At 65.2% G+C, this 18358-nt stretch carries 14 protein-coding genes; 8 read left to right on the top strand and 6 right to left on the bottom strand.

Going from position 1 to position 18358, the window contains the following annotated elements:
• Positions 1-69 precede the first annotated feature (69 nt).
• Positions 70-4524, bottom strand: a complete 4455-nt coding sequence (gene gltB, locus ACZ75I_RS00295; RefSeq protein ID WP_472958555.1) for a glutamate synthase large subunit — start codon at positions 4522-4524, stop codon at positions 70-72.
• Between the two features lie 174 nt (positions 4525-4698).
• Positions 4699-5088 (bottom strand): I78 family peptidase inhibitor, encoded by a 390-nt coding sequence (locus ACZ75I_RS00300; RefSeq protein WP_032954733.1) that lies wholly within the window; start codon positions 5086-5088, stop codon positions 4699-4701.
• A 111-nt stretch (positions 5089-5199) separates the two neighbouring features.
• Between ACZ75I_RS00300 and ACZ75I_RS00305 the strand changes: the two genes are divergently transcribed.
• Positions 5200-6258 carry a DNA topoisomerase IB gene (locus ACZ75I_RS00305; RefSeq protein ID WP_472958556.1) on the top strand — a complete coding sequence of 353 codons (1059 nt, stop codon included), beginning with the start codon at positions 5200-5202 and terminating at the stop codon, positions 6256-6258.
• Here the strand turns inward: ACZ75I_RS00305 and ACZ75I_RS00310 are convergent.
• Complete coding sequence (locus tag ACZ75I_RS00310) at positions 6246-6554, bottom strand: hypothetical protein (protein ID WP_005421049.1); 309 nt, start codon at positions 6552-6554, stop codon at positions 6246-6248. The two genes, ACZ75I_RS00305 and ACZ75I_RS00310, sit on opposite strands and share 13 nt — an antisense overlap.
• A 196-nt stretch (positions 6555-6750) precedes the next feature.
• On the opposite strand from ACZ75I_RS00310, the gene ACZ75I_RS00315 reads away from it, so the two are divergent.
• The 4 genes from ACZ75I_RS00315 (at position 6751) to ACZ75I_RS00330 (ending at position 12105) form a co-directional block, all read left to right on the top strand.
• A complete protein-coding gene (locus tag ACZ75I_RS00315) occupies positions 6751-7857 on the top strand; it encodes an SDR family oxidoreductase (protein WP_472958557.1) in 1107 nt (368 codons plus the stop codon).
• A gap of 235 nt (positions 7858-8092) precedes the next feature.
• Positions 8093-8254, top strand: a complete 162-nt coding sequence (locus ACZ75I_RS00320) for a hypothetical protein (RefSeq protein ID WP_155760601.1) — start codon at positions 8093-8095, stop codon at positions 8252-8254.
• Positions 8255-8743: 489 nt separating this feature from the next.
• Entirely contained in the window at positions 8744-10864 is a 2121-nt protein-coding gene (locus tag ACZ75I_RS00325; protein ID WP_472958558.1) for a peptidase domain-containing ABC transporter, read from the top strand.
• Positions 10861-12105, top strand: a complete 1245-nt coding sequence (locus tag ACZ75I_RS00330; RefSeq protein WP_065178678.1) for an HlyD family secretion protein — start codon at positions 10861-10863, stop codon at positions 12103-12105. The genes ACZ75I_RS00325 and ACZ75I_RS00330 overlap by 4 nt, the downstream gene beginning before the upstream one ends.
• A 77-nt stretch (positions 12106-12182) precedes the next feature.
• Here ACZ75I_RS00330 and ACZ75I_RS00335 read toward each other — a convergent pair whose 3' ends face one another.
• Positions 12183-13283, bottom strand: coding sequence for a serine hydrolase domain-containing protein (locus tag ACZ75I_RS00335; protein ID WP_180868565.1), 1101 nt, complete (start codon positions 13281-13283; stop codon positions 12183-12185).
• 188 nt (positions 13284-13471) lie between these two features.
• On the opposite strand from ACZ75I_RS00335, the gene ACZ75I_RS00340 reads away from it, so the two are divergent.
• Positions 13472-13858 (top strand): BlaI/MecI/CopY family transcriptional regulator, encoded by a 387-nt coding sequence (locus tag ACZ75I_RS00340; protein ID WP_061479914.1) that lies wholly within the window; start codon positions 13472-13474, stop codon positions 13856-13858.
• 3 nt (positions 13859-13861) lie between these two features.
• Positions 13862-15853: a M56 family metallopeptidase gene (locus ACZ75I_RS00345; RefSeq protein WP_346477096.1), complete on the top strand. Its 1992-nt coding sequence runs from the start codon at positions 13862-13864 to the stop codon at positions 15851-15853.
• 67 nt (positions 15854-15920) lie between these two features.
• On the opposite strand, the gene ACZ75I_RS00350 is transcribed toward ACZ75I_RS00345, so the two are convergent.
• Both ACZ75I_RS00350 and ACZ75I_RS00355 read right to left on the bottom strand, forming a co-directional pair.
• A complete protein-coding gene (locus tag ACZ75I_RS00350; RefSeq protein WP_472958559.1) occupies positions 15921-17324 on the bottom strand; it encodes an SGNH/GDSL hydrolase family protein in 1404 nt (467 codons plus the stop codon).
• Complete coding sequence (locus tag ACZ75I_RS00355) at positions 17287-17610, bottom strand: I78 family peptidase inhibitor (protein ID WP_346477213.1); 324 nt, start codon at positions 17608-17610, stop codon at positions 17287-17289. Before ACZ75I_RS00355 ends, ACZ75I_RS00350 begins: the two co-directional genes overlap by 38 nt.
• Positions 17611-17794: 184 nt before the next feature.
• On the opposite strand from ACZ75I_RS00355, the gene ACZ75I_RS00360 reads away from it, so the two are divergent.
• The gene (locus ACZ75I_RS00360) at positions 17795-18346 is read left to right on the top strand and encodes a hypothetical protein (protein WP_472958560.1); all 552 of its coding nucleotides are present in this window, start codon (positions 17795-17797) and stop codon (positions 18344-18346) included.
• Positions 18347-18358 lie beyond the last annotated feature (12 nt).

An 18358-nucleotide genomic window follows, 5' to 3' on the forward strand; every position in this document is an offset into this window, starting at 1 on the left:
TTTTCCGGATGCCGGCCAGCGGCCGGCACTACGTGATCCTGGGTTGCCGGCCAGCGGCCGGCACTACCATCAGGCGGCGCGTCGCAGGGTTTCGGTCAGCGACTCGATGCTGGCGGCCTTGGGTTTGACCAGCCAGAACTTGCCGATGTAATCGCGGAACTCGTCCAGGATCTGCTGCGCCCAGATGCTGCCGGTCAGCTCGCGGTGGCGGCCGATCAGGCGGTGCAGGTGCTGGCGGTAGTTCTCGAAGCCTTCGGCGGAGACGCGATGGATGTCGATCAGCTCGTGGTTGTAGCGGTCGACGAAATCGCGGTCCACGTCCAGCACGTAAGCCAGGCCACCGGTGAAGCCGGCGCCGAAGTTCAGCCCGACCTTGCCCAGCACCAGCACCACGCCGTCGGTCATGTACTCGCAGCAGTGGTCACCGGCACCTTCCACCACCGCCAGCGCGCCCGAATTGCGCACCGCGAAGCGTTCGCCGGCACGACCGGCGGCGAACAGCTCGCCACCGGTAGCGCCATACAGGCAGGTGTTGCCGATGATCGCGGTGCTGCGTGCCTCGAAGCGGGCGCCACGCGGCGGACGCACCACCAGCCGGCCGCCGGCCATGCCCTTGCCGACGTAGTCGTTGGCTTCGCCTTCCACTTCCAGGTGCAGGCCACCGACGTTGAAGGCACCGAAGCTCTGCCCGGCGCTGCCGCGGAAGCGCAGTTCAAGCGGTGCTTCGGCCATGCCCTGGTTGCCGTGCGCGCGCGCCACCGCGCCGGCCAGGCGGGTGCCGATGCTGCGGTCGGTGTTGTGGATCAGGAAGCGGTGCTCGCCACCGCGCTTGTGCTCGATGGCCGGGGCCAGCAGCCCATCCATCTGCGTGGCCAGGCTGTCCGGCGATTCGTACAGGCGCTGCGCGGCGCAGTGGCTGCCTTCGTAGCGGCTGTCGGCCAGCAGCCGCGACAGGTCCACGCGCACGCCGTCACGCGGCGCGGCCTCGATCTGCCGCAGCAGGTCGGTGCGGCCGACGATCTCTTCCAGCGAACGCACGCCCAGGTACGACAGCCAGCCGCGCACTTCCTCGGCCAGCAGCCGGAAGAAGTTCTCCACGCGTTCGGGCTGGCCGGTGAAGTGGTTCTCGCGCAGGCGCTCGTCCTGGGTGGCCACGCCGGTGGCGCAGTTGTTGAGGTGGCAGATGCGCAGGTACTTGCAGCCCAGCACGATCATCGGCGCGGTGCCGAAGCCGAAGCTGTCCGCTCCCAGCAGCGCGGCCTTGACCACATCCAGGCCGGTCTTCAGGCCGCCATCGGTCTGCAGCAGGGTGCGCCCGCGCAGGTCGTTGGCCAGCAGCGCCTGATGCGCTTCGGCCACGCCCAGTTCCCACGGCACGCCGGCATAGCGGATCGAGCTGACCGGCGACGCACCGGTGCCGCCGTCATGGCCGGAGATGGTGATCAGGTCCGCACCGGCCTTGACCACGCCTGCGGCAATCGTGCCGACGCCGGCATGGCTGACCAGCTTCACCGACACCAGCGCGGTCGGGTTGACCTGCTTGAGGTCGTAGATCAGCTGCGCCAGGTCTTCGATCGAATAGATGTCGTGGTGCGGTGGCGGCGAGATCAGGCCGATGCCCGGACGCGCATAGCGCAGGCGTGCGATCAGCTCGTTGACCTTGTGCCCCGGAAGCTGGCCGCCCTCGCCGGGCTTGGCGCCCTGCGCGACCTTGATCTGCAGCACTTCGGCATTGACCAGGTATTCGGCGGTGACGCCGAAGCGGCCCGAGGCCACCTGCTTGATCTTGCTGCGCTTCGCGGTGCCATAGCGTGCGGGATCTTCGCCGCCTTCGCCGGAATTGCTGCGGCCGCCGAGGCGGTTCATGGCGATGGCCAGTGCCTCGTGCGCTTCCGGCGACAGGGCGCCGAGGCTGATCGCTGCGGTATCGAAGCGCGGGAACAGGGCGCTGGCCGGGGCGACCTCGTCCAGCGGCACCGGCATTGCGGCCGGCACCAGTTCCAGCAGGTCGCGCAGCGCCGAGGGCGGGCGCGCGTGCACCGCATCGCAGTACTGCTGCCACGCACGCGGGTCACCGCTGCGCGCGGCGCGCTGCAGGGTCGTGACCACGTCGGGGTTGTACATGTGGTACTCGCCGCCGTGCACGTACTTCAGCAGGCCGCCCACGTCCACGCCCTGCTGCGCATCCCAGGCCTGCGCGCACAGCTCGCGCGCGTCGGCATCCAGGCGTGCGAAGCCGGCGCCGCCGATGCGCGAGGCGGTGTCCGGGAAGCACATGTCCACAACCTCGGGTTCCAGGCCGATGATCTCGAACAGCTGCGCGCCGCGATAGCTGGCCACCGTACAGATGCCCATCTTCGAGATGATCTTCGACAGGCCCTTGTAGATGCCCTTGCGGTAGCGGCGGCCGATCTGCGACTGCTCGCCGCCCTTGCTGAGCTTGAGGATGCCGCGTCGGCCCAGGTCGAACAGGGTCTGGTAGGCCAGGTACGGATACACCGCGGTGGCACCGAAGCCGAGCAGGCAGGCCATGTGGTGCGGGTCGCGCGCGGTGCCGGTTTCGACGATCAGATTGACGTCGCAGCGCAGCCCCAGCCGCGAGAGGTGGTGGTGGATGGCGCTGGTGGCCAGCAGCGCATGCACCATCGGCCGACCGGCCACGGGGTAGCGGTCGGACAGCAGCAGCATCACCATGCCCTCGCGCGCGGCCTGCTCGGCCTCGGCACAGATGCGCTCGATGCCGGCACGCAGGCCCTCGTCTTCGCTGTAGGACAGGTCGAGCAGGCGGTTGGCCTGCACGTACTGGTCCATCTTCAGCAGTTGGCGCAGCTTGCGCTGGCTCAGCACCGGCGAGTTGAGGATGACGTGGTTCACCGTCTCCGGGCCGGCATGGAAGATGTTGGTCTCCTTGCCGAGCTGGGTGGACAGGGACATCGCGCAGTCTTCGCGCAGCGGATCGATCGGCGGGTTGGTGACCTGCGCGAAGGCCTGGCGGAAATAGTCGTACAGCGGACGGCTGCGCTGGCTCAGCACGGCCATCGGTGTGTCGTCGCCCATCGAGCCGGTGGCTTCCTGCTCGGTCTCGGCCAGTGGCCGCAGCACCTGTTCCACTTCCTCGCTGCTGAGCTGGTAGAGCTTGTGGTAGCTGCGCAGGGTGGCTTCGTCGAACGGCTCTTCCACCAGCGACGGGTCGATCAGTTCGGTCTGCAGGTAGGTCACGCCCTGCTGCAGCCACTGCTTGTACGGCGCGCGGCCGCGGTTGATGCGGTCCACCGCATCCGAATCGAGCAGGTCGCCGCGCTTGAGGTCGATGGCCACCATTTCGCCGGGGCCGAGCTTGCCCTTGCGCACCACGCGCTCGGTCGGCACTTCCCACACGCCGGCTTCGGAGGCGACCAGGAAGTGGCGGTCGGCGGTCAGCATCCAGCGCGCCGGGCGCAGGCCGTTGCGGTCCAGCGTGCACACCGCGTAGCGGCTGTCGCAGGCGACGATGCCGGCCGGGCCGTCCCACGGCTCGCTGTTCAGGCCGTGGAACTCGTAGAAGGCCGCCAGGTCCGGATCCTTGAACTCCAGCGACTGGGTGGCCGGCGGCACCAGGATGCGCAGCGCCTGGATCAGTTCCATGCCACCGGCGACCATCAGCTCCAGCATGTTGTCCAGGCTCTGCGAGTCCGAACCATGCATGGAGATCACCGGATCGAACTCGGCGATGTCGAAGCGCGGCGTCTTCCACACCTTGCTGCGCGCCTGCGCCCAGCGACGGTTGCCTTCGATGGTGTTGATCTCGCCGTTGTGGGCGAGCATCCGGAACGGGTGCGCCAGCGGCCAGCGCGGCAGCGTGTTGGTGGAGAAGCGCTGGTGGAACACGATCGCGCTGGAGGCCAGTTCGCGGCGCTGCAGGTCGGGGAAGAAGCGGCTGAGCTTGTCCGGCAGCACCATGCCCTTGTAGCTGATCGCATCCGGGGTGAGGGTGGTGACGTAGAAGTCGGCATGGTCGCGCAGCTGCTGTTCGCTGCGGCGACGGGCCAGGAACAGCGCCAGCGCGAAGCCGGCATCATCCTGGCCGACGCCGGCATCGACGAACACCTGCTCGATGCGTGGCAGGGTGTCGCGCGCCAGCTGGCCGCAGACGCTGTCGTCGGTGGGTACCTCGCGCCAGCCGGCGACCTTGCAGCCGACCGCTTCGACCTGCGCCTGCAGCTGCGTGCGGCAGGCGCGTGCAGCCTCGGCATCGTGCGGCAGGAACACCAGGCCGGCAGCGAAGCGTGCGGCGACGGCGATGCCGGCTTCACTGGCCAGCAGTTTCAGGAACGCATCGGGGCGGCGCAGCAGCAGGCCGCAGCCATCGCCGGTCAGGCCATCGGCGGCGACGCCGCCGCGGTGGGTCATGCGCGAAAGCGCGGCGATGGCGGTATCAACCAACAGGCGCGAAGGTTGATCGTCGAGCTGGGCGACCATGCCAAATCCACAGGCATCGCGCTCGGAGCGCGGGTCGTAAAGCCCTTGGCGGTTGCGGGGGGCCATCTCTACCTCGATGCGTATAGGGTTGGCGGCGACACTCGTCCCCGCTCATTCCCTGGAGCGCATCGTGAGGCCACCGGATGCCTCGACTAGATCACAGGTTGCTGCAGCGCCGCAATACACGGTTGCAGGTGCAACAGAACGCGCCGGCAACCCCGTGCCGGCGCGCGGTCGAACTCAGCCGCAGCGCACGCCGCTGACCAGGCCCTTGTCGTCCACTTCGATGTTCAGGCGGTCGCCGAGGAACTCCATGGTGGCGACGTCATTGGGCTTCATGACGCGCAGCTGGTGGGCACCGGCATCTTCCTGCGCCTGCTTGCCCAGCGCGTCGGCGTAGGCCTGGCCGACCAGGCTCTGCACCTGGCTGGCATCGCAGGTGCCGACCGGCGGTGCCTCGGTGGCCTTGCCGGTTTCGTCGGCCGGCGCCTTGGCGGCTTCGGCCGCCTGCTGGGCATGGGCAGTGGCCGAATCCTGTTCATCCAGCGCCGGAGCCTGGCAGGCGGTCAGGGCCAGCACGGCAGGCAGCAGCAGGGCGGAGAGCGAACGGGCGCGAATCGGGAACGACATCATGACTCCGGAAGGGATTGTGAAAGCCCGAGCATAGCGGCGAACCGACCCTCACGTGTTTGTCTTCTGTTATCGACAGGTTCGCGGCATCGCGACGGCGACACTGCGGTCATGCCAACCTCCTCTACCCCCGAACGACAGGCCGCGCGCGCGGCCGGCCTGCGCTATGTCGATGACACCCAGCCAGGCATCAGCCGGCGCCGCGCCGGCAAGGGCTTCAGTTACCGCGATGCCGATGGCCACGCGGTTCGCGATGCCGCCACCCTGCAGCGCATCCGTGCGCTGGCGATTCCACCTGCGTATACCGCTGTGTGGATCTGTGCCCACGCCAATGGCCACCTGCAGGCCACCGGCCGCGACGCGCGTGGACGCAAGCAGTATCGCTACCATGCCGATTGGGCGAAGGAGCGCGATGCCGGCAAGTTCGACCGCATCATCGCCTTTGGCGAGGCGTTGCCCACGCTGCGGCGGCGGCTGTCGCGCGATCTGAAGCAGCCCGGCTTCCCGCGCGACAAGGTGCTTGCGGTGGTGGTGGCCCTGCTGGCCGACACCCTGGTGCGGGTGGGCAACGAAAGCTATGCACAGGAAAACAAATCCTACGGGCTGACAACGCTGCGCAACCGCCACCTGGACCTGCTGCGCGGCGGCCGCGTGCGAATGCGCTTCCGGGGCAAATCCGGGCAGTTGCACGAGGTGGTGGTGGGCGATCGGCGGCTGGGCACGCTGGTACGCGGCATCCAGCAGCTGCCCGGGCAGGCGCTGTTCCAGTACCGCGACGACGAAGGCGCGCTGCAGCCGGTGGATTCCGGCGCGGTGAACGACTACCTGCGCGAGGTGATGGGCGAGGACTTCACCGCCAAGGACTTCCGCACCTGGGGCGGCACGCTGGCGGCGGTACAGGCATTGGCCGCCACCGAACTGCCGGAACCGGCCAGCCAGCGCGCGCTGGTCAGGGCGCAGCGCGAAGTGGTCTGCCAAGTGGCAGCACGGCTGGGCAACACGCCGGCCGTGTGCCGCAAGGCCTACATCGACCCGTGCGTGTTTGCCGGCTGGGAGCGCGGTGAGCTGGCCTCGCTGGCCGGCCTGCGCGGCCCGCGGCAGTGGGAGCAGGCCACGCTGAAAGTGCTGCGCCGGGCGCGGCGGCTCAGTCGCAGTCGTCAGCCGCAGTAGATCGCAACGATGTTGTTGGTCCGGCCCTTCTCGATGGTCAGGCGGTCGCCGCCTTCGCTGGCCGGCGGCACCCGCGGACCGTCATGGCGCAGTACCCGTACGTGCAGGCTGTCGCTGTCCACGCGTGCGCGGGCCACGGTGGCGTCCGAGGCGGCCAGGCCCACCGCGCCGCGCACCCTGTCGCTGTGGCACTGGCCGGAAATCACGCCGTCGATCGGCTGCACCTGGGCCATCGGCGTGCTGCTGCAGGCGGCAAGGGCAAAGCAGGCGGCGGCGGTGGCGATGGCATGTTTCATGGAGGCACTCCTTGTTTGATTGCGTGCAGGGTGCGACGTCAGACGTGGTGGCGGAATGAATGCCGTGCACATCGTGGACACGGCGCGCTCACCGCCGCCAACAGCGTGGGTGGAGACACTGCAGAAGCGGCATGGGCCGCCCCCCGGTAGTGCCGGCCGCTGGCCGGCAGCCCCTTTCCCTCCCGAGGAGACCTGCATGGCCACCACCAGGAAGACCCCCGCCCGCCGTAAGGCATCGCCGAAAGTGCGTAAAGGCAGCACCCCGACCAAGGCGGTCGCCGACCCTGATCGCCCGCGCGTGGTGAAGACCGCAACCCGCAAGGCAGCCGCCAGTGATCCACGGGCGGCACGCGTCGCTGCACGGCAGCGGCGCCTGCAGGACCTGGAGAAGGCCAAGGACGCCCGCGCGGCCAAGAAGGCAACAAAGAAGACCGCGACCCAGGCCGGCGCACGCCGGCAGCCGGAGGCGATGCCGGCGCAGCAGCTGGCCAAGCCCGGGCACGAGCACGAACTGGAGCTGGCGCCCCGTTTCCTTGCGCCCGACTACGCGGGCAGCGGCAAGCTGCAGGGCATGCGTGCGATCGTCACCGGTGGCGACTCCGGCATTGGCCGTGCGGTGGCAGTGTTGTTCGCGCGCGAAGGTGCGGATGTGGCGGTACTGCACCTGGACGAGGCCGAAGACGCGGACATCACCCGCCAGCACGTGGAACGCGAAGGCGGCCGCTGCGTGGTGATCGCTGGCGATGTGCGCGATCCGCGTTTCTGCAACAAGGCCGTCAAGCAGGTGGCCAAGGCGTTCGGCGGCATCGACATCCTGGTCAACAACGCCGCGTTCCAGCTGCACTGCGAGCGCCTGGAAGACCTGGAAGACGCGCACCTGCAGGAAACCCTGCAGACCAACATCGGCGGTTACATCCAGATGGCGCGTGCGGTACTGCCGCATCTGGGCGGAGGCGCCAGCATCATCAACACCGGCTCGGAAACGGGGATCTTCGGCAGCAAGGCGCTGATCGACTATTCCGCCACCAAGGGCGCGATCCATGCGTTCACCAAGGCGCTGGCCAGCCAGCTGCTGCCGCGCGGCATCCGCGTGAACTGCGTGGCGCCGGGGCCGGTATGGACGCCGCTGAACCCCGCCGACAAGAAGGCAGAAGACGTGGCGGAGTTTGGCAAGGACAGCGACATGGGCCGGCCGGCACAGCCTGAAGAGCTGTCACCGGCGTATGTGTTCCTGGCTTCGCCGGTCTGTGCAAGCTACATCAGCGGGGCGATCCTGCCGGTGATGGGTGGGCCACGCGGGTAGGGGGAACCTGTTCGGGTCCACCCAAGACGGGATCGCCAACCCAATATTCTCACGTGAGGCTAGTGTCATTGCCTGCCTACTAAGTGCCAGGCGATTTGCAACTTTCCTCATGGATGTGAATGCAAATTCAAGCACATCGTTGACCTGCGGCGTGAATGCGGAGTCCTGAACTGCCGCCGTGTTGGTTGTATTCGTTAAAGAAGATGGTCCCTTCATCAAGGATAAGGAGCATTCCATGAAAGAGATTTCTGCAGATCAGATCGATAGCATCTCAGGAGGATGGCTGCCTTGGGCCGCTGTGGCCGCGTTTGTCTACTACGAACGAAATGAAATCGCGGACTTTGTAGGCGGCGTCTTGGACGGGTTCAATGGAACCAGCTATATGGAGCCAAAGTAAATGAGGGAATTTCGAGAGCTACATTGCGATGAAATCGGAGAAATTTCAGGTGGAGATTGGCAGACTTGGAACTGGGGAAGGATGGTGGGTTCAGCTCTAGGTAGTGCTTGGGGCGCGATGAAGGAGTACGCGGCCTCTCCCGATTCTTCCACTGACGTCATAGTCTAGTTGCTTCCTATTACCTTGGATGCCGGGTGCTTCTACCCGGCATCTTCCATTTTTCGTCGTGGAGCCATTTGTGCAATCAGATGATTCAAAAGGTGGAGGTGAGCGGGGCAAGTTCTATGTTTTCAGAGTCAAAAGGCGGGACGCTCATGTTCTTGGTGCGATTGCATTGCTGTGGTTCCTTTGGAGTCAAGGTGGCGAAATTTACATCCTATTCTCAAAGTTCTTTGAAAGCATTTTGCAGCGGGCGTCCGCTTAGTCTGGAGATCCACCGCAATTGAGAACGCAATCGATGAAGTATTTTCACGACTAGGAGGGCGACGCATGGACGCCCCTATACAGTCTGAGGTGGCTGAGTGTGGTCTTGCATGCTTGGCCATGGTCGCGGCGCACCATGGCAACAAGGCCGGGCTTCGGGAACTTCGTCGCCGGTATCCGCTCTCGCTCAAAGGCGCTACGCTGGCTCACATCATTGACGTTGGGGCAAAGCTTGGCTTTCGTTGTCGCCCGTTGAGCTTGGACATGGAGCATCTGAGCCAGCTGCAACTGCCCTGCATCGCGCATTGGGACCTTAATCACTTCGTGGTGATTGAGAAGCTCCATCGAAGCAGCGTCACTGTCCTGGACCCGGCATTTGGCAAGCGCAAGCTATCCTTCGAAGAGGTCTCGCGGCACTTTACGGGCATCGCTCTTGAGCTCCATCCAACCGCAGAGTTCCAGGTCACGCCGCCTCCAGCCGCAGTCTCGCTGAAGCAATTGACCGGAAAGATCGAAGGGCTATGGCGATCCCTCGGCTTGCTGCTGATGTTGTCAGTTGCTCTTCAAATATTCGTGCTGATAGCGCCATTCTTCATGCAATGGACAGTTGATCAGGCACTAGTCGCTTCCGATAGAGACCTTCTGACTGTACTTGGCCTCGGCTTTGGTCTGGCACTTGTACTGCAGGTATGCATCGGACAGATTCGCGGCAGAGCGGTGATTTATCTGTCGAATCGGTTGAGCCTGCAGTGGACCGGCAACGTCTTTCGACATCTCATGCACTTGCCCTTGGATTACTTTGAGAAGCGCCATCTGGGTGACGTCACCTCGCGCATGGGGAGTGTTCAGGCCATTCAGCGAACGCTGACGACAAGTTTTGTTGAAGCGCTGATCGACGGTCTCATGATGACAGTGACGCTTGGCATGATGTTGCTGTACAGCTGGAAGCTCGCTCTCGTCACCCTAATCACCGTCGCCCTGTATGCCGTCGCGCGCGCGTTAGCATTTAATCCTCTTCGGCGCGGAACCGAGGCGCAGTTGATCGCGGGGGCAAAACAGCAGAGTCATCTGCTTGAGTCAATCCGCGGAGTTCAGTCAGTGAAGGTCGCGGGCCGCGAGTCGATTCGCCAAGCTGGCTACTTCAACCTTTTGAACGATGCCATCAACCGAGACATTTGGCTTTCGAAGTTTGGCCTGGGTTTCAGTGGCGCAAGCCAATTTGTGTTTGGTCTGGAACGCATCGCGGTCATCTGGATTGGAGCGCTTCTCGCAATGGAGAGCGTGTTCTCAGTGGGTATGCTGATCGCTTACCTTGCCTACAAGGATCAGTTCTCACAGCGCGTGGGCGCCTTGATCGACAAGTGGGTGGAACTCCGCATGCTTCGCTTACATGGTGAGCGGCTTTCTGACATTGTTCTCACGGAGCCGGAGAGCCCTTCTTTAAGGTCAGGTGGTCTGCCCCCTGATGATCTGCGTATCGAGGCCGATGGACTTGGCTTTCGCTATGCTCCTGGTGAGCCGTGGGTACTCAGGAACTGTAGCCTGGTGATTGAGCCCGGCGAATCGGTGGCCATCATCGGTCCCTCGGGTTGCGGAAAGACAACATTACTGAAGATTCTGCTTGGCCTTCTGCAACCCTCCGAAGGCGAGGTTCGAGTCGGGGGCGTGCCGCTTTCCAAGCTCGACATGGATGCCTATCGCCGAGTGATCGGAGCTGTAATGCAGGATGATCAGCTCTTCGCGGGAAGTGTGAGTGAAAATATTGCCTTCGAGGATCAGGACTGGGACGAAGATCGAGTGCGTGAGGCAGCTCGCCTAGCTGCAGTCCACGACGATATCTCTGCGATGCCAATGGGGTATAACAGCCTGATCGGAGACATGGGAACCTCCTTGTCGGGAGGCCAAAGGCAGAGGGTAATCCTTGCTAGAGCCTTGTATCGGAAGCCTCGTTTTCTCTTTCTTGACGAGGCAACCAGCCATCTGGACGTGGATCGAGAGAGGCTTGTCAGCAACGCGGTGCGGAAGCTTGACCTCACCCGAGTGATCATTGCTCATCGTCCCGAGACGATCGCTAGTGCCGACCGAGTCCTCGTTATGCATGCGGGGACGATTGCTCCGGAACTGAAGCGAAGCCCTTCGGGTCCTTTGGCGAACGGAGAACAGCGTGAAAAGGTCACTGTTTCATGAGCGATTTGTTCCGAAAGGAGGCAGTGGACGCACAGCGGCGCAGCTGGCTCGGGGCGATATCTCTCGCGCAACCTGTTCGATTCTGGATTCTGGGGCTCTTCGCAGCGATAGCTGCCTCGACAATTGTCAGCTTCCTGTACCTGGGCGAGTACTCGCGCAGATCGCGGGTACTGGGTGAACTTGTGCCAGATCTCGGGCTGTCCACAGTCGTCGCTCCCTCTGCAGGTGTCGTGTCAAGGTTGAATGTGGAAGAGGGCGACCATGTTCGTGTTCAAGATGGACTGCTGACAGTGAATGTTCCAAGAGTCACGTCCTCCGGTCGCGATTCTGTGTCTACCTTGCTCGATGCCCAGAGGAGCCGAATTGCAAGCGTAAGCGCGATCAGCGAGTTTCAGGACAGACAGTTTGCAGCCCAGCAGGACGGCGCCAAAGCGCAGCGCAGCGCGATGTTGCAAGAGCTAGCCCAGATTGAGTCTGAGATCCAGACACGCGGCGAGCAGGTAAGGATCGGGCGCGAAACCGTAGCTCGCTATAGAAGCGTGGAGGATCAGCGTTATGTGAGTCTCGTTCAGATCAACCAGCAAGAGCAATCGACACTTGAGATGGTGAACGCACAGCAGGCGCTCCAACGCCAAGCGACGTCAATTCGTAGGAGTCTGGCTGAACTGGAGCAGCGCCTTGCGGAGATTCCTCAGCAGAGGCTGTCGACTAAGGCCGCGTCTGAGCGGGACTTGGCGGCACTGAGCCAGGAAACTATTCGGATGGAGGCCGATGGCGAACTCCTTCTTCGGGCTCCCGTAGCCGGACTTGTCGCGAACCGGTTGGTCGAGGCCGGACAGGCCGTACAGCCAGGTCAGGCGATTCTTAGCTTGCTACCCGAAGGGTCCGAGCTAAGAGCGCAGTTGCTTGTCCCGAGTTCCGCGATAGGCTTCGTGAAAGTGGGTGATCGAGTTTTGCTGAGGTACCAAGCATATCCCTACCAAAAGTTCGGTACTCATGAGGGCACCGTAATTCGCATCTCCAGAAGCGCAATGATGAAAAGTAAGGAGAGCAACGATCCAAATCAGTCCCTGTATCGTGTCTTCGTTTCGCTGGACCACCAGGATGTTCTGGCATATGGGAACCGCGAGCCACTGCGTCCAGGTATGCAGCTTGAAGCAGATATTATGGGAGAGCGCCGAAAGCTCTATGAGTGGTTACTCGAGCCGCTCTACTCTGTCACGGGAAAATTTACGAGATAGTTGATGATGCGCACATCGCGGACACGGTGCGCTCATTGCCGCCAACATGGATGGAGATACTCCAGGAGCGGCATGCGCTACCCCTCGCAGTGTTGCCGCTGCCTGCCGCGTCTGAGCGCTGTTTCAGCAGTCGCATAGAAATCGGCAATGCGTGGAATGAACTGCTGTGGATCGGCACCGACAAGATTGGTCAGTACCACCACCGCCACGCCGCGCTCGGGATAGACCACGAAGGCCGAGCGCGCACCGCCGATACCGGCCACCTGAAGGTCGGGCGATGCGTGCAACACCGGCCAGCCACCCGCCCACGGGCCGGCACGGCCATCCGCCAGGCGCTCTACGCTCCACATCCGCCGCAGGGCCGTCTCCGGCAGCAGGCGGCCTTCGGTCAGCGCGACCAGCCAGCGCGCAGTGTCGTCGGCGGTGGTGAGGATGCCGCCGCCAGCCCACAGGCTCGGCGGCATGTCGTAGAACCAGTGCGACAGGCGCGGCGGCATGTCGGCCGCATCGGTGGCGCGCGGCGCCAGGCTGTACATCGTTGCCACATCCGGAATCAGGTCATAGCTGTCGCCAAAGGTGGTGCGGGCCATGCGTGCACCACTGAACTGGCCGGTGGCGAGGAAACGTTCGTAGGGCATGCCGGATTGCTGCGCGATGATCCGCGACAGCAGCACGTAGTTGGTCTGGTTGTAGGCAAAGCGCTGACCGGGTGCCGCTTCGAGCGGTCGCGCGCTGACCGCCGTCCATGCCTGTGCTTCGGAACCTCCGCCCAGCAGCCCGTTCGCATCAAGGATGTCCGGAAGGCCGGAGGTATGCGCCAGCAGCTGGTGTACGCGTACGTCTCTCCACGCTGGCGGAAGATCACCCAGATATCGCGAGGCCGGCGCGTCCAGATCCAGCTGCCCCTGCTGAGCCAGCTGCGCGGCAGCCACGCCGGTAAACGCCTTGGTGGCCGAATTGAGCGGGAAGCGGGTGTCGCGCGAGGCAAGCACGCCGTTCTCGACGTTGGCCAGGCCGTAGGCTTCGGAGAGCACGATCTGCCCGTCCTTGACCACCGCGACCTGCAGCCCGGGGATGCGCTGCTCCAGCATGATCTGGCGGATCAGGCGGCGGGTCTGGTCGTTGGCCTGGTCCTGGCTGGCAGAGACGGCGGCGAAGGGCAGGGCACTGATGAGCATGAGCACGACTCGGAGCGTTGGGCGGAACATGCGGAATTCCAGCGGGCGTTGCGAATCGGATGCAGACAGCGCGTCGAAGGTTTAAGCGCTCGGTGCCCTACCGTTCGTCGGCCCATGACTTCCGGGGGGTTGACTACAGCTGTCGTCAAGCTGACATTGACGACACGTGTAGTCAAGGGAGTGGTGTCATGCGTGGCAAGACGATCGGGGACCAGGAACTGGCCCTGCTGCAGTACATCGATGAACATGCGCCGGCCAGTGTCGGCGAGGTCGCCAGTGGCTACGCCGAGCCCCGTGGCCTGGCCCGTTCCACCGTGCTGACGATGATGGAGCGCCTGCGGGCGAAGGGGTATCTTCAGCGCCAGCAGCAGGACGGCGTCTACCGCTACCAGGCCACCCGTGGCCCGGAGAGCGTGCTGCAGGGCGCGGTGGCGCAGTTCGTCGACAACACCCTGCAGGGCTCGGTGTCGCCGTTCGTGGCCTATCTGTCGCAGCGGCAGAAGGTCAGCGACAACGAGCTGGCCGAACTGGAAGCGCTGGTCGCCCAACTCCAATCGCGTCGCCACGAGGGCTGAGTCATGGACACCACGATGCTGATCCCGATGCTGGAACGCCTGGGCTGGACCAGCCTGCAGACCGTGCTGCTGGTGGCGCTGGTGTACGGCCTGTGCCGCGCGCTGCCGTCGCTGTCGGCGGCGACCCGCTGCCGCCTGTGGTGGCTGGTCTCGCTGCAGGCCGTGCTCGGCCTGTTCTGGAGCCAGCCGTTGCAGTTGGCCTGGCTGCCTGCCCCGCAGGCGGTGGCGACGACCGCGACCGACGTGGCCGCTGACATCGTCTACCCGCTGGCCCCGGAGGCCTCGGCACAGTTGCTGGCCGCGATGCCGATGCCTGCAGCGGACGCACCGGCAGTGGCGTGGTGGGCCGTCGCATTGGCCGCGCTGTGGGCATCTGGCGTGCTGCTGATGGCGCTGCGTACCTTTGGTGAGTGGCGTCGCTGCCGCGCGCTGCTGGCAGCGGCCTATCCCTGCGAGGACCAGGCGTTGGTGCAGGCCCTGCAGCTGGCTTCCGATGCACACGGCGTGCGGCCTGCGCCGCGGTTGTGGATGAGCACGCAGGTGGACGCACCGCAGCTGGTCGGTCCGTTCCGCCCGGTGCTGCTGTTGCCGGCTGGCGACAACGCCCTGCAGGGCGACGCACTGGACCTGGCCCTGACCCATGAACTGCAGCACCTGCAGCGGCGGGACCTGCAGTGGGGCCTGCTGCCTGCGCTGGCCCAGCACCTGTTCTTCTTCCATCCGCTGCTGCGCCTGTCGGTGCGTGAATATGCACAAGCGCGCGAAGAAGCGGTGGACGCAGCGGTGGTGGGCCAGCACGCTGCCAGCCGCCAGGCCTATGGCCGTCTGCTGCTGCAGCTGGGGGTGGCACCGCAGCCGCACCTGGGCGTGGCCAGTGCCGCACCCGATGCCACCAGCCTCAAGCGTCGCCTGCTCTCGCTGCAGCCGCGCCGGGCCTGCCCCCGCATCCTGGCGATGGCGCTGACTGCTGTGGTGGTGGTGGTGGGCGTGGCGCCGATGCGACTGGTCGCAGCGCCGGTGCCGCCGGCACCGCCCGCGCCACCGGCGGCACCCAAGGTCGTGGCGCCAGCACCGCCGAAGGCTCCCAAGGCTCCGGCCGCACCGCCATCCGCCGCGGGCGTGCCGGCGGCACCGGCTGCGCCTGCAGCACCGGCCGCGCCGGCCGAACCCGCTGACGCGACCGGGCCCGACGATGCCGATGTGGCCGATGTCGACGATGCCACGGGCATGGCCGAAGACGATGAAGGCACGACGTCGGCCGCCACCTCCATCACCACCTACGGTCGCCTCGACCTGGGCAGGTCGCCCCGGGAGGCCTTCGTTCTGGTTGATGGTGATTCGACCTTCGCCAACGGCGGCATGGACGACGTGACGGTGGCCCGCAGGCAGCTCGGCAAGGGCCCGGCGTTGTGGTTCCGCCAGGGTGACAAGCGCTACGTGGTGCGTGACCCGATGCTGATCCAGACCCTGCAGCGTGCCTACAGCGGTGCCGTAGAGCTGGGCCGCCAGCAGAGCGAACTGGGCCGGCAGCAAAGCGTGCTGGGTCGCCAGCAGGGTGAACTCGGCAGGCAGATGGGTGAAATGGGCCGCCTGCAGGGCGAGGAATCGCGCCGCATCGCACTGGTCGCCGCCGAGGTAGCGCGTAGCGCGATGGCCGCCCACGACATCAACCGTGAGGCGGCTGCGGAAGCGGCGAAGGCAGCGCGCGGTGCAACCAGCGACGTGGCCGTTGCGCGTGAGGCTGCACGCGAGGCCGCCGCCGAGGCACGCCGTGCGATGCAGGAAGCCCGCAGCGAGGCCGCGCAGTCCGGCCGCACTCGTGACATGCAGCGCCTGGCCAGCCAGCAGTCTGAACTGGCCAGCCGCCAGGCAGCGCTGGGCAGCCAGCAGTCAGCGTTGGGCGAGCTCCAGGCCCGCGTGCATGCCCAGGCGTCGCAGCAGGCGCAGCAGGTGATCGCGCGCGCACTGGCCAGCGGCAAGGCCGAGCGACTCTGATCGGTAGTGCCGGCCGCTGGCCGGCAATGTGGGGTGCCGGCCAGCGGCCGGCACTACCCTGGGGCAATCAGTGCTGCAGCCAGCGTATCGGGAACGCGTCCGCCATCGCTGCATAGCCGGCATCACTGGGATGCAGATGATCCCCGCTGTCATAGCTGGGACGCAGATGGGTCGGGCGCTGTGGATCGCGCATGATGCGATCGAAGTCGATGACACCATCGACGCCCTGTGCTGCCCTGATCCAATCGTTCACGGCTTGCCGCTTGGTTTCTCCGGCGGCGTCGAAGTAGCCTGATCCTCCGTAGGGCAGCAACGTTCCAAGCATCACCCTGATCCCACGTTGCCGGGCTCGCTGCACCGACGTGCGCAGGGCGTCGATCAACTGCGCTGCAGACACCGCCTGCGGCGGATGCAGCTGGCCGATGCCGATATCGTTGATGCCCAGCAGCAGCACGGCATGGCTGGCACCGGACACCGCCAGCACATCGTGCCCGAAGCGCGACACGCCTGCTGGCCCGACTCCATCATGCAGCCAGCGATTGCCGGCAATGCCGCCATTGACCACGCTGACCTTGCGCAGGCCCGCACTGCGGACACGGTCATCGAGCAGGTTGGGCCAGCGGAAATTGCGATCCACTGTAGAGCCGGCACCATCGGTGATCGAGTCACCGAAGGCGACCATGACCACCGGCTTGCCGCCAGCTGCTGGTACCGCCGATGGCTGGTTTCCGGCAACGTCAATGGCGTCCAGCCAATAATAGGCCCGCATGGGGTCGGCGGAGCGCAGCAGGGCCGCGCCGACCTGGTTGCCGGGCGCGCGGTAGTTGGTCTGCAGGCCGACCGAATGCGTGGTGACCACCGGCGTCGGTGCCATGACGTACAGGCTGACGGACAGCTCCGTCTGGTCAGCCACATGCAGGTTGATCCGATCACTCCAGCGCTCTTCGCCGGGGGCGAGCGTCAAGCGTGCTGCACCACTGAAACGCAATGAGCGCTGCTTGTGGAGGACGACACCATCGGCGCCCATGCTTGGCGCAATACGGAGGTCCTCCAATGTGACCGGGGCCTTGCCGAACCGGTTGGAGAAGCGAACGCGCAGTGTTTCTCCGCCGCGCGAAAGACGTACGGTCATGCGTACGGTCTGGTCGGCCAGGGTGACGGGTGGGGGCGGGGGAACGATGTTGTCCGGAAAGGTAACGCCGTAGTCCTGCTGGGCGGCGAACCAGGTGGCGGACCATGGGGGCCGGCCCTCATGTGCCGCCAGCGGGGGGGCGGGGGCCACGCACAGCAGAGTGGCGAACAGACAGCCCAACCACCGTCGATACGGTTTCCTGTTGCGGGACCTCGGCATACAGCACTCCTTGCAGTGTGGCTGGAACCTTATCCCGCTGGCGCGGGTGGATACCCGGTGCCAGCGGGATCGGTAAGGAACATCAACCGCAGCTGGCGCGCTCGATGCGGTTCTGCGCATCCACCTGCACGGTCACGCGGTCCTGGCGGAAGTCCATGGTCACCGCCATGCCGGGTTTGACTACCCGTGCACCGCGCGCGCCGCTGTCAGCCACCAGTTTCTTGATCGTGGCTTCGTCGGCGGTTTTGCCGGTGAACGCTTTCAGCGCCTCGGGGCGGCATTCGTGCGGGCCATCGGAGACTTTGGCCGGCAGGCTGCCGGTATCGGCGGTGCCGTTGGCATCGGCATGGCTGCAGGCCGCGAGCGGCAGGATGCTGGCCAGCAGCAACAGGGTGGTAGGGCGCATGGGCACGGCTCCGGTGAAGGGACAGCGGGCAGTGTCGCCGCTGCGCGTCTCTGTGGTGTCAACGCGGCCTGAATCCGTGCCTGGCAAGCGCCACAGTGTGTGAAGTCGTCGAAGAGCAGCGGATTGATGCCTGTGCGGGCAGCGGTTAGTGTCTTGCACCCAGTCAACTCAAGGCGCATGTCCGATGGTTGAGCGCGTTCAACGCCTGATCAATGCGGTTTCGTCCATTCCAGGCGTGCGCACCGCTTCTGTGACCAAGCAGGATTTGTCGGAGCTGGCCGTAGACGAATTGTCGCTGTTGCCCTACGCGGATCTACCGCTGGCCGTATTGCGGCGTAGCGAAGGTGCTCTGTCGCATGAGGTGCTGATTGGGATCGAGTTTGAACTGGACGGCGGCCCGGCAGGCGTGCTGGCGCTGGAGTTTCTGTCGTGGTGGGTGCGTGACGCTGCGCGCAGTGGAGCGCTGATGCAGTTGCGCAGCCTGGCGTTGCCCCCCCTGGAGCAGCAGTTTGGCCAGACCCTGAAGTTCACCGTCGACTGGTTCCATGCTGACCCACAGCAGGACCTGGAACGGCTGCTGATCGCCGTAGACGAACGGGCCGCAAACCTGGAAGCGACCTTGGATCACTTCGCCATTGCCGAGCGCATCAAGGCCGCCGCTGTCGATTCGTCCAGCAGCGACGTGCCCGCGCCCAGTGGGTTTGCTGGACGACTGCGGAAGTTCTTGACTGCGTGAATCGCGGGGAAA

It is taken from the genome of Stenotrophomonas sp. X, assembly GCF_055721025.1.